General features: G+C 41.3%; 10 protein-coding genes. 4 read left to right on the top strand and 6 right to left on the bottom strand.

Going from position 1 to position 12,672, the window contains the following annotated elements:
• The first annotated feature begins 60 nt into the window (after positions 1–60).
• The 3 genes from ESV85_RS01950 to ESV85_RS01940 all read left to right on the top strand — a co-directional run bounded on the left by ESV85_RS01950 (position 61) and on the right by ESV85_RS01940 (position 3,703).
• Complete coding sequence (locus ESV85_RS01950; protein ID WP_146914554.1) at positions 61–1,665, top strand: solute:sodium symporter family transporter; 1,605 nt, start codon at positions 61–63, stop codon at positions 1,663–1,665.
• 4 nt (positions 1,666–1,669) lie between these two features.
• Positions 1,670–2,488, top strand: coding sequence for an inositol oxygenase family protein (locus ESV85_RS01945; protein WP_146914553.1), 819 nt, complete (start codon positions 1,670–1,672; stop codon positions 2,486–2,488).
• Between the two features lie 222 nt (positions 2,489–2,710).
• On the top strand, positions 2,711–3,703 hold the full coding sequence (locus tag ESV85_RS01940) for a hypothetical protein (protein WP_146914552.1): 993 nt from the start codon (positions 2,711–2,713) through the stop codon (positions 3,701–3,703).
• A 51-nt stretch (positions 3,704–3,754) separates the two neighbouring features.
• On the opposite strand, the gene ESV85_RS01935 is transcribed toward ESV85_RS01940, so the two are convergent.
• Together ESV85_RS01935 and ESV85_RS01930 are read right to left on the bottom strand one after the other, a co-directional pair.
• Positions 3,755–4,042 (bottom strand): hypothetical protein, encoded by a 288-nt coding sequence (locus ESV85_RS01935; protein WP_146914551.1) that lies wholly within the window; start codon positions 4,040–4,042, stop codon positions 3,755–3,757.
• Between the two features lie 112 nt (positions 4,043–4,154).
• A complete protein-coding gene (locus ESV85_RS01930; protein WP_146914550.1) occupies positions 4,155–6,095 on the bottom strand; it encodes a sensor histidine kinase in 1,941 nt (646 codons plus the stop codon).
• A 244-nt stretch (positions 6,096–6,339) separates the two neighbouring features.
• Between ESV85_RS01930 and ESV85_RS01925 the strand changes: the two genes are divergently transcribed.
• Entirely contained in the window at positions 6,340–7,482 is a 1,143-nt protein-coding gene (locus tag ESV85_RS01925) for an acyl-CoA dehydrogenase family protein (RefSeq protein ID WP_146914549.1), read from the top strand.
• A 45-nt stretch (positions 7,483–7,527) separates the two neighbouring features.
• Here ESV85_RS01925 and ESV85_RS01920 read toward each other — a convergent pair whose 3' ends face one another.
• The 4 genes from ESV85_RS01920 to ESV85_RS01905 form a co-directional block, all read right to left on the bottom strand.
• Positions 7,528–8,676: an ATP-binding protein gene (locus ESV85_RS01920; RefSeq protein ID WP_146914548.1), complete on the bottom strand. Its 1,149-nt coding sequence runs from the start codon at positions 8,674–8,676 to the stop codon at positions 7,528–7,530.
• Between the two features lie 113 nt (positions 8,677–8,789).
• Positions 8,790–9,524, bottom strand: coding sequence for an MIP/aquaporin family protein (locus tag ESV85_RS01915; protein ID WP_146914547.1), 735 nt, complete (start codon positions 9,522–9,524; stop codon positions 8,790–8,792).
• Positions 9,524–11,023 carry a glycerol kinase GlpK gene (gene glpK, locus ESV85_RS01910; protein WP_146914546.1) on the bottom strand — a complete coding sequence of 500 codons (1,500 nt, stop codon included), beginning with the start codon at positions 11,021–11,023 and terminating at the stop codon, positions 9,524–9,526. The genes ESV85_RS01915 and glpK overlap by 1 nt, the downstream gene beginning before the upstream one ends.
• Positions 11,024–11,029: 6 nt before the next feature.
• A complete protein-coding gene (locus ESV85_RS01905) occupies positions 11,030–12,595 on the bottom strand; it encodes a glycerol-3-phosphate dehydrogenase/oxidase (protein ID WP_146915145.1) in 1,566 nt (521 codons plus the stop codon).
• Positions 12,596–12,672 lie beyond the last annotated feature (77 nt).

Raw genomic sequence — 12,672 nt, 5'->3', positions numbered from 1 at the left:
AATTCTAATTTCCTATTTTTCCAGAATACAATTTCGATAATCCCACTTAACCCAAAATAATTGCTTACACTTTTCAGTTTCTTAGCTTTCACGGGCTTTGTAGCGATCTATTCTACGTGGATGCTTCGCAAACAAAACCTTCAAACCCAAGACGGATATTTCCTAGGAGGTCGCAGCTTGACAGGCGTGGTCATCGCCGGATCTATGCTGCTGACCAATATTTCCACTGAGCACCTCGTGGGTATGAACGGTTCGGCTTATAAAAACGGAGCGATTATAATCGCTTGGGAAGTTACCTCAGCTATCGCGCTAGTGATCGGAGCATTGTATTTTATCCCAAAATACCTGAGAATGGGACTCACTACCATTCCTGAGTTTTTGGAGAAAAGGTTTGATAAAATGACACAGGCCCTGATTTCCCTGCTACTTATCATCTCATTTGTGGTGACACTTTTGCCTATTGTGCTTTATACTGGTGCGATAAATATTGAATCTATCTTCGGGATTTCTGAAACGCTAGGGATTACACAGTCAGAAGGAATTTGGCTCACGGTCGTCGTGGTGGGCGTAATCGGAGCTGTTTACGCTATTTTTGGAGGGCTGAAAATGGTCGCTTATACAGACACCATTAATGGTTTTGGATTGCTGATTGCGGGATTGTTGGTTCCCATTTTTGCGCTTTGGGATATCGGAGATGGGAATGTGATCGATGGCTTAGTGAAGGTGTTTAACAATGCACCAGAGAAATTCAATGTGATCAGTAAGGAACCTTCGATTGGTCCTGGATCGAGAGATTCTATTTTACCTTTTGAAGTGCTCTTCACAGGCTTGATCATTAACCAATTGTACTTCTGGACTATGCACCAATCCATCGTTCAGCGAGCACTTGGAGCGGTGAGTTTAAAAGAAGCTCAAAAGGGATTATTGTTCACAGGGATTTTGAAAATCCTGATTCCATTAGTGATTGTCCTTCCAGGGATTATCGGTTTTTACTATTTCGGTGATACGCTTTTTGATTCTCAGGACAGTGTATATCCAGAATTGGTCAAGCGTGTACTTCCGTCATGGATGACAGGATTCTTTGTAGCTGTAATTATGGGAGCGATTTTGAGCACGTTCAATAGTGCTCTGAATAGTGCGGCAACGATTTTCAGTCTGGATATTTTCAAAGTCTATATCAAGAAAGCAGCTAAAGAAGTTCAGCTCGTTCGAGTAGGAAAGTGGGTTTCAGCTATTTTGGCGATCGTCTCTATACTGGTTGCGCCATTTGTTGCAAATGCGCCAGCGGGACTTTATCAGCTTTTGCAGCAGCTCAACGGGATCTTCTTTATCCCTATGGCAACGGTGATCATTGCTGGATTCTTTTTCCCAAAAGTATCTGCCGCAGGTGCCAAAGCAGGATTGATTTTCGGATTAGCTTTCTACATTCTTATGGATTTGGTGCTGAAAGTCAACATCCATTTTGTTCACATTTGGGGCATCGAATTTATCCTCAATCTGATCGTGATGCATCTGGTGTCAGCAAAATATCCAGTAGCAATCCCATTTGTAATGGAAGATTCAGGTAAGTTGAGTATTGTCCCTTGGAAACATGCCAAAACTTTGGGCTGGGTTTTGATTGCAATCACAGTAATTATTTATGTAATTTTAGGTACAATCGCTTAATACTATGGAGACTACAGAAAAGGAATTCAGAAATTATAATCACGTCGACATTAAGGCTGCCGTGAAGGAGCATTACAGAAAAATGCGCCTGTATCAAACTTATGATTATGTGCAGGAGATGAAGGCTAAATACCTCACGTTTGACAAGCCGATGAGTCTTTGGGATGCGATGGAAAAGCTCAACGCGCTAATCGATGTGAGTGATCCTGATCTTGATTTGCCAAATGTGCAGCATCTGATCCAATCTGCTGAAGCGTTACGTGCTGACAATCGCCCTGACTGGATGCAGTTGGTCGGCTTGATCCATGATTTGGGAAAAGTGATGTATCTCTGGGGATCTGATGAAGATGGCACGAGCCAAGACGAGCAATGGGGATTAGTCGGTGATGTGTTTGTCGTAGGGGCAAAACTCCCTGATACCTGCGTTTACTCCGAGTTCAATGAGCTGAATCCTGACATGAAAGATCCTCGATATAATACAGAGTTGGGAGTTTATGAAAAAGGCTGTGGACTGGACAATTTGCAACTAGCTTGGGGACATGATGAGTATTTCTACCAAGTCTTGAAAAATCATTCTGAAAATACGATTCCAGAAGCGGGAATGGTGATGGTACGCTATCACTCTTTTTATCCTTGGCACAATGGTGGAAGTTATTCACAGTTTGAAGCTCCCCAAGACGCACAATACAAGGAATGGATTTTGGATTTCAATCAATATGACCTGTATACCAAGTCTCCAAAAATCTATGATTTGGATGATGTGAAGGGTTATTATTTACCGATTGCTGAGAAGTACTTGGGAAAAGGGCCAATTAATTGGTAATCCTCACTTTTCTAACTAGTTACCACTTATTTTTCGATAAAATTTAATACCTTCAGGAAGTTTTTAGTCGCATTCGAAGCTCGAATTTTTGAATGGCATTTATATTCAATGCCTGATATATGCGAAACAAAGACTTCCAGAAGGGAGTCATTCTAATCTAGTTTTTGAGCTTGGAGCATGCGATTAATTTTATTAATCAATTCACACAAATTTTTAATTTTTATGTCAACTACTCAAAATTCAAACAACGATTGGAAAGGCGGATTCGAAGGAACAAATAAAGCTTTTTCTTATCCAGACCCAGATCTCTCCTCTCTTCCATTGCTGGGCAATATGGACAACATCGACAAACTTCAACGGCAGCAAGATGTATTATGGCCTGAATTCAGTTGGGAAACTCAAAAAGGAATGACGGATCCCAAGCGATGTTTTCAAATGTTTGCTCCAGACATTTCCCGTCTTGGTTATAATGATGAAGGACGGGTTTATTCGATCATTTGTCCACAGCAGGGACTCTGGATAAATGATATCGGTTGCTTAAATGTGGAAGTAACAGTAACCGGCCAACGGGGATGGGCAAATGAAGACACCAGAGAAATGGCTGCTGACATGTCCGTAGTAGGAAAAATCTGGTTTAGTCCAAGTGCTACACAAAAACCCTTTGTAAAACTACTCTGGAAGATGTTTAAAGATAGCGGGTTGCCTTTTCCTTTCAATAAGGCAAATGCCATTATAGTCAACACGTATGATCCGGGCAACCCAAATCAAAAGGATTTCCCTCTTCGCAAAGGTGTCACCCAAAGTTTTGAAAGTCCAAAATTTGCTGACCATAGCGATGTGGCTTGGACAGTATCAAATGTGGAAGTAGAGATAGGTCAGATCAACTCAACAGGGAATTCTGATGTGGATTATTTTAACCAGCTCGTCATGAAACTTTTTAATTTAGGAGCTGGGAATATGTTACAATCAGGAAATATCCTTACCTGGAACGTTTGGTTCACTGAGCCGTCCGTAGTGGATCAAGAGGAGTGGCAGCGTCATGCAGATAAATGGAGAGATTCCATAGATGCAGATCATGGCTCCCCTGATGGCCCAGGTACCACGGCTAAGTATTTTGACGGAACACCATTTCATCCAGTCGAGGAACTAATGGAAAAAGTAATTGAAGAGATTATTTCGCATATAGTAAGCAATGCTAAATTGAAATTCGAATAATACCAAAAGCCCCGAATTCCTGTTTATTGAGAGATTCGGGGCTTTTTTTGTCTACTGATTTTCAAACTTCTTCACCGCCTCCACTTGGAGTTTGATCATCTCTAATTGTTCTTGAGTTTTTTCTTTGATTTGGGAGAGCTCCCCGACTTGATTGCTTAGTCCTTGGGAGCGTTTTATCTCGGTTTGAACCAAGCCCTCCATTTCGCGCAGACGTCTAACTTGAATCCTATCTTGGCGAATATATTCCCGAAACAATAGGTAATGAAGCAGTGCAATACTGCCTAAAACCAATAGCGCTAAAATGCCTAGTAAGTGATTTTCAAAAATGGATAGAACCATTAAAAGATGAAAAGGTGAAGCTTTTCAAAACTAGGTAATCTAATAGGCTGAGATAATACGGCAAATGGACTATTTGACCTCCTTCATAGCCACTACTTATTCACCGATCGAGTTATTTCTTCGGCATTAAAAGTGTTACTGTAGTGCCTTTCCCCGCTTGAGATAGTACCTCTAGTTTTCCGCCAAGTTCTTCAGCACGTTTACGCATATTGTACAATCCATTTCCAGCTTTGATTTCTGACTCGTCAAATCCAGTTCCATCATCTTTTATGGTGATTTGGAGAAGGTTATCAACTTGTGAGACGCTTACGAGTATCTGACTTGGATAGGCATATTTGAGCGAATTTTGAATTGCTTCTTGCACTATTCTATAGATTTGGATCCCCTCGGATGAGACCAGGTGGAAGTTTGGATCCAAGCTTTTATCCACTTCAAATTCAAAGTTGATACCAAGCGTAGAAATTCCGGCTCGCTGTAGGTAATCCGAAATTCTAGCTGAGAGTTGCTCCCATGTGATATGCCCGGAGTTCATTGCCCAGATCGTGTCCCGAAGCTCTGTTATGGTTTGCTTCGTGAAATTCGCGATGGAATCATATCGATGTGTGAGTGTGTCCTTGATCGGATCAAAATATTTGAGGTTTTCTATCGCTGAGATGATAAAAGTGAGTTGAGCCCCGATATTGTCATGAAGGTCTCGTGAAATAAGCATGCGTTGCTCCTGCAGTTTATTCTGAGTTTCTATTTGTCCCAAAGCTACTTTTAACTTTCCTGCTTGTTTAAGTTGGCGGTTTTTTAGCTTTTGCTGGCTGTAAAGCAAATATCCTACGACACCCAAAACTAGAGCTAGAACCAGAGAACCATAGAGCTGAAAATTCTTATTTCGAAGCTCGAGCTGTTGACGGGAGATGGCAGCATCCTTTTGCTCAGATTGGTAACGAGCCTCCAGATCAGAGGTGAGTTGCTGGATTTCCTGCTCAGTCAACTTCTTGTTCAAATCAGAATAGGCTTCTGTGTAGTAAGCTGAGCTGTCAGGCATTCCCAGTGCTGCATAGACTGGAGACATCAATAAGTACATCGATGCCAGGTCATTTTCGGCATTTTGAGCTTTGAAGTGGGTTATGGCACTTAAGTAATATTCTCTGGATTTTGGATAATCCTTCAGGTCATGATATGATTTAGCGAGGTTCGACTCCACAAGAGCATAATCATAATCAGCACCCACCTTATCTGCGAGTAGAAGCCCCTTTTCAGCAATTGAAATAGCGAGTTCACTTTTACCTTGCGCATTGTATAGCGTAGCAAGATTATTATAGGTAGTCGAAGAATTGTAGTCGTCCTCTTCTTCCTGAAAAATCCGAAGGGCATCCAAATAGGTTTTTTCTGCGTTTTCGAATTCTTTGAGGTTTTTATAAATGTTGCCAATATTGATCAGGGTAAGAGCCAAGTTGTATTCATCATCCTGAGCCTTTCTGTATTCTGCGACCTCCTGCAGTATTTCCAAAGCTTTTGGATAATTCCTCATTTCCAAATGAATCACCCCTATGTTATTTCTTATGAAATCAGCATTGCGGTCATTGCCTGAGCGTTCAAAAAAATTGAGTGCCTTGAGGTAGTTTGCCATCGCGGAATCGGATTGAAAATCCCGCTGATAGACTGAGCCAAGGTTTGTTATAGTGCCGTAGATTTTGGTTGAATCTCCAGTTTGATATCTTAAAATTAGTGCCTCTTGGTAGTTTTTTCTTGCTTCTATTAGCTCACCCTTTTCCATATAGGCATACCCCAAGTCGCTATATGCCTGGCCCAACATAGCTGGATCGTCAAGTGATTTGGCTATTTCAATATTTTCCTTTCCATACAGTATAGCTGTATCCTGAGAAACTGGAACATAATACCACGTCAGTTCTGAAAGAATAAGGGAACGAGCCTTGGCTGTGGAGGCTTTGGAAAGTTCAGTTTTAAGACTATCGAGCAGTTCGGAGCTGGTCTGTGCAAAAAGCATTTGTGTACATAAAAAGAAGAGACAAATACCTGAGAAACGGCAAAAAGAATGCATAAACAATTGATTTGATGGGAAATAAATCAAAAAATATTTCTCTCGCAAGGTGCTATTAAAAGTGGTTGAAAATATAAAGTGAGCAAGAATACAAAGATTATTTCTCCGAATGCCTATATATATGAATGAGAAAGAGTTAAATATAAAATTTGCTATGGAATTCTAGGATTTGTTGAATCCAAACTATTTCTGAATCTTAGGGTTCTTATAGAAGTAGAAGGAAATAAACCCAAATAACATAGAAATGCTAAATTTCAACCAAAATGAAAATCAACGGATGATCGCTCAGATGATTCGTGATTTTGGCGCCAAGGAGATTACACCGTTTAGAAAAGACTGGGATGACAAGCAGTTTTTTCCATTGGAAGTATTCAAGAAACTCGGCGAATTAGGCCTTATGGGAGTTCTTATTCCTACAGAATATGGTGGCTCCGGATTTGGTTATACAGAGTATGTCACCGCAATTGTAGAGCTATCCAAATTAGATCCTTCTGTGGGTCTATCCATGGCTGCTCACAATTCACTTTGTTCAGGTCATATAATGGCTTTTGGCTCGGAGGAGCAGAAGAAGAAATATTTGCCTAAACTCGCTACCTGCGAGTGGCTTGGAGCTTGGGGATTAACGGAGCCGAATACTGGTTCGGATGCTGGAAATATGCGCACAGTAGCCAAAAAAGAAGGTGATCATTGGATTATCAACGGAGCTAAAAATTTCATCACACATGGGGTTTCTGGTGATGTGGCTGTACTGATCGCCCGAACTGGAGAGATAGGGGACTCACATGGTATGACCGCATTCATTGTAGAACGTGGTACTCCAGGATTTGAAGGAGGTAGAAAAGAGGATAAGCTAGGAATGCGCGCATCTGAAACGGCAGAGATGATTTTCACGGATTGTAAAATTCATGAAAGTCAGGTTTTAGGTGAAGTTGGCGATGGCTTTATCCAGTCTATGAAAGTATTGGATGGAGGTAGAATTTCTATTGCAGCGCTAGGTCAAGGAATCGCCGAAGGAGCTTTGGAGGCTTCCATTGAATATTCGAAAGAACGCCAGCAATTCAACAAACCTATCAGTTCCTTTCAGGGTATTTCCTTTAAGCTTGCAGATATGGCGACTCAGGTTGAGGCTTCAAGCTTGTTAATTTTTAAAGCTGCTGATCTTAAAAACCGTGGTGAAAAAGTGACTTTGGCAGGAGCTCAAGCCAAGTATTTTTCCTCTGAAGTAGCGGTTTCCGTTTCTAATGATGCGGTTCAGATCTTTGGCGGATATGGATTTACAAAGGATTATCCAGTGGAGAAATTCTATCGTGATTCCAAGCTTTGCACCATTGGCGAAGGAACGTCTGAAATTCAAAAAATGGTAATTGCTCGAGAGATATTGAAATAATCTCCAACTTCAGAAAATTCAAAAAGCCTGAGATCTGCGAAGATTTCAGGCTTTTGTGTATGAGTATGAATTTAACCATTCCCAATAATTCTCACGATGTATTATTCTGGGTTTTTCAGCTGAATATGTTTCCTGAAATGCTGCTGGGAACTTCACCTTTGCTTTTGGATTCCATTTAAACTCAAATGGATAAAGCTTACCATCAATTTCTTCGATATAGTCTATTTCCTGACCTCTAGAGGTTCTCCAGAAATATGTCTGTCCATAGAATCCATGATATGCTAGAAGCTTTTGTCTCTCAGAAATTAAGTAATTTTCCCACAGTGCTCCAATATCGCTTCGATTCGAAACTGGAGCATAATTACCTATGATTGCATTTCTTATCCCATTATCAATGAAATATATTTTTCTACTTGAGCTGATTTCGGATCTAAGATTTCTTGAAAAAGGGTTAAGTTTTCTAATGATAAATGCCTTTTCCAGAAGGTCTATATAGTTTGAAACAGTAACTTTATCCGCTTGAACGGTCCTGCTTAATTCATTGAAACTAACTTCTGAGCCTACTTGCCAAGCCAATGCCTGTAATATTTTGTTTAAAAGTTCAGGCTTTCGAATCCCCTGAAAATTCAGTAAATCTTTATACAGATAACTGGTTGCAAGATTAGTTAACACAGGAATTTCATTGCCTTTTTGGGTAACAACTTCTGGATAGGTTCCAAAAACCAAATAGGTATTCAAACTCCCTAGAGCTTCTGGCATTCCCAAAGAATGATTTATTTCCATCCAGCTTAATGGGTACATTTTATACTCCCATTTCCTGCCAGTAAGAGGTTCGTTAATCGAATTTGAAAGTTCTAAAGCAGAAGATCCTGTAACTATTAGTTGGATATCAGTAAAGTTATCCACGATTAATTTTAGGGCAATGCCAATATTTGGGATGCGCTGAGCTTCATCTAGCACAACTACCTTACTTTGCCCTAAGTAAGACTTTAGAAACGAAATACTAGTCTCAGTAAGTGAGTTTTGAACACTAGCTTCATCCCCATTTAGATAAAGGAAGCTTGATGAAATACTCTCCGCCAATTTTTTTACAAGCGTAGTTTTACCTACTTGTCTTGGTCCAAGCAATAAAATAACCTTGTTATAGTCTATTTTAGCTTGAAGTACTTCGAATAAAACACGAGTGATATGCATATTAAGTGATCGTAATCACCAAATATACGTATAATTGGTGATTACGATCACTTAAATTACTTTTTTAGCAATAAAATGAGGATTAATTATTTGGAGACAATTTCCAGAATTAATTAGGATCCCGCCACCAAAAACAATCCAGCTGCCAAAGCGGCTCCTACACAAGGTCCCAAAATCGGAACCCAAGCATAGCTCCAATCCGAGCTTCCCTTACCCTTTATAGGCAAAATCTGGTGCATCAATCTTGGTCCGAAATCACGGGCTGGGTTAATCGCATAACCTGTAGTTCCTCCTAATGAAAGACCTATTACCCAGACAAGAAATGCCACTGGAATTGCTCCTAAAGAGCCCATACCAATAGGAGTTTTGTTGCCGTCTCCGATTTCAACACCATCATTGTAAAGTATGACTAATAACAAGACGAACGTTCCTATTACTTCAGAAAAGAAGTTCAATGGAAGGTTTCTGATTGCTGGGCTAGTACCAAATGGAGCGGCTTTCAATCCGGCATCATCTGTAGCATCGTAGTGATCCTTGTAGATCAGCCAAGCTATTCCAACTCCTATCATTGCTCCTAGAACCTGCGCAATAATATATCCTGGTGCTAAAGCCCAGTCAAACTGCCCTGTCAAAGCTAATCCCAACGTAACAGCTGGATTCAAATGTGCGCCGCTATATGGGCCAGCGACCACTACTCCGACAAAAACAGCCAAAGCCCAAGCGGTACTGATTTCCATGATTCCTCCGCCATAACCCTTGGTTTTTGACAAAAGCATATTGGCGACAACTCCCGATCCCAATAATATTAACAAGCCTGTTCCTATTAATTCTGCTAGATATATATTCATTATTCTACCCAGTTTTTAGAGCGCTCTACCGCTTTGTGCCAAAAATGTATCAGTTTTTCTCGTTCTCCTTTTTCCATTTTTGGGGTAAAGCTCTTATCAGCATTCCAAAGTGAGTTGATCTCTTCCTGATCTTTCCAAAAACCTACAGCTAGTCCTGCTAAAAATGCGGCTCCAATAGCAGTGGTTTCAATAATCTCAGGTCGCTTGATTTCACAATCGAGCAAGTTTGCCTGAAACTGCATCAGGAAATTATTCGCAGTCGCTCCACCATCTACACGCAATTCTTGGGTTGGTTTACCTGCATCTTTTTCCATCGCTTTCAGCACATCGTATACTTGATAAGCAATCGCTTCGAGCGCTGCCCTAGCCATATGAGCTTTTTCCGTTCCTCTAGTGATCCCAAAAAACGCTCCTCTTGCATTTTGATCCCAATGAGGTGCGCCTAATCCAGAAAGGGCTGGGACAAAATAAACGCCGTCATTTCCTTCTATGCTTTCCGCTAAACGCTCACTTTCTTTTGCATGATCAAGCAGGCCGATTCCATCTCTTAGCCACTGAATTGCTGCTCCTCCTATGAAGACCGAACCTTCCAATGCGTAATTAATCTCATCTCCAATCTTCCAGGCGACAGTGGTGAGCAATTGATTTTTTGATCTAACGGCCTCTTTTCCTGTATTCATCACCAAAAAGCAGCCAGTTCCGTAGGTTGTTTTTGCCATTCCTGGCTTAGTACAAAGCTGTCCGAAAAGTGCCGCTTGCTGATCTCCAGCAATACCTGCGATAGGGATTTTTACGCTGAGAACATCCCCAGCGGTCTCACAATAAACTTCACTACAGCTTTTCACTTCAGGTAAAAGCGATGCAGGAATGCCAAATAGATCCAACAATTCCTGATCCCATTCCTGAGAATGGATATTGAACAGCATGGTACGACTAGCGTTGGTAATGTCTGTAATATGAGTTTTACCAGCTGTCAGTTTCCACACTAGCCAAGAATCCACCGTTCCAAAAGCAAGTTCTCCAGCTTCGGCTCTCTCTCGTGCACCTTTCACATTTTCAAGAATCCATCGGATTTTAGTGGCCGAGAAATAGGCATCGATGATCAAACCTGTTTTGGATACTACCGATTCGGAATGACCTTGATCCTTGAGCTCATTACAATAGTCCGCTGTTCTGCGATCCTGCCAAACTATGGCATTATAAACTGCTTTACCTGTCTTTCTATCCCAAATAATAGTCGTCTCACGCTGATTTGTAATCCCAATTGCCGCTACTTGATTAGCTCGTATACTTTTGTTGACAAGCGACTCGATCATCACAGAAGACTGGGATGTCCAGATTTCTTCGGGATCATGTTCCACCCATCCGGGCTTTGGGAAATGCTGCTTAAAATCCTTTTGGGCTACAGAAACGATTTTGCCCTTTTTATCAAAAATAATAGCTCTAGAACTGGTCGTGCCTTGGTCTAGAGCCATTAGGTAGGGTTTATTTTGGCTCATTTTGGGTTATTTTTTTATCAAGTATTTGGAAGCTGTTTTAGTAAATTCAGCTAATTCCGATTCTATCCATTTTTCATCTTTGCCCATTTCTTTGGCCATCAGTTTTGCCACTTTGGGTGCTGTATCTATAGCGGCTTGGGCATCTAGGAAAAGCATGCGGATTCTTCTCGCCAAAGCATCTTCTACTTTCATCGCCATCTCTTCTCTGACAGCCCAGATTACTTCGGCTTCGATATTTGGGAAATCAGGGTGCAGTTTTGCCCCCCATTCTTTGTTCTCCTTAGTTAGGTCCTGAATAGGTTGGGCATCAAAGCCATAAACACCCCAATGTCCATCGGGAACACGGGAAGTAGCTCCATGGATTTTCATGTCTAGAGATTTGCTTTCCTTCAGCTTTTCTCCAGTGACTTTGGTATAATACTCCACCGTATCTTCTCCCATTTTTCGGAAGGTCGTCCACTTGCCCCCTGTCAAAGTGACCAAGCCACTTTCTGATAAGATCACTTTATGAGAACGTGAAATTTCTTTGGTTTTGGTGCTGCCTTCTTTTGGTCTGGCAAGAGGCCTTAGACCTGCAAAAACTGACTTTACATCTGCTCTAGTAGGATTTCTAGCCAAATAGCCCGCTGCAGTTTCCAGCACAAAGTCTATCTCCTTTTGCAGCGCTTCTGGTTCTAATTTTGGTTTTTCACGCAGTGTATCGGTAGTACCAACTACCAGTTTCCCATGCCATGGAACTGCGAAAAGTACTCTTCCATCTCTTGTTTTCGGGATCATCAAGGCGTCTTTTCCGCCTAAAAAGTCAAGATCCAAAACCAAATGTATTCCTTGGCTTGGCTGTATCATTTTCGGAGCTTCCGGATTATCCATTTGCAGTATTTTATCCGCAAAAACTCCTGTTGCATTCACCACCATTTTGGCGTTCACTTCATATCTTTTTCTGGATAGTTTATCCGAAACATGCAATCCGGTGATCTTGCCCGCTTCATTTTTTACTAAACTATTCACGCTGACATAATTCAACACACAGGTGCCAGCCTCATCTGCCGATTGGGCGAGATTCAAAGCAAGTCTTGCATCGTCAAACTGACCATCGTGATAGACAACTCCGCCATAAAGGCCTTCAGATTTAAGGCCCGGCATTCGTTTCAGCGTTTCCTCTTTTGAGATGAATTCAGATTTGCCCAAACTCAATCGACCTGACATCCAATCGTAGATCTTCAGGCCAACACTATACATTATTCGATCCTTAGCTGTGAAAATCGGGATAATAAACGGCTGATCATGAGCCAAATGTGGAGCGTTTTGTAACAATTTCCCCCGCTCCTTAAGCGCCTCGAACACTAATCCTACATCTCCTTGGGCAAGATACCTCACTCCTCCATGGACGAGCTTAGTACTACGGCTGGAGGTGCCTTTGGCAAAATCGGATTTTTCAAATAAAATCACGGATAAGCCCCTTGAAATGGCATCTAAGGCCACTCCTAAGCCGGAGGAACCTCCGCCGATCACGGCAATATCCCAAATTTTACTTGTGTTTTGAAGCTGACTTATATTCTCTTCTCTTTTCATAGACATTAAAAATACCAAATTAAGGTAGGGAAAAAATTGGGAAAGAGAAGACTGAATGGCCTATAGAATCATTGAAA

Origin of the sequence: Algoriphagus aquimarinus (genome assembly GCF_007997215.1) — a bacterium.
Classification (GTDB): domain Bacteria; phylum Bacteroidota; class Bacteroidia; order Cytophagales; family Cyclobacteriaceae; genus Algoriphagus; species Algoriphagus aquimarinus_A.
The sequence above is the reverse complement of the archived record's forward strand: the minus strand, read 5'-3'. Positions and strand labels throughout refer to the sequence as shown.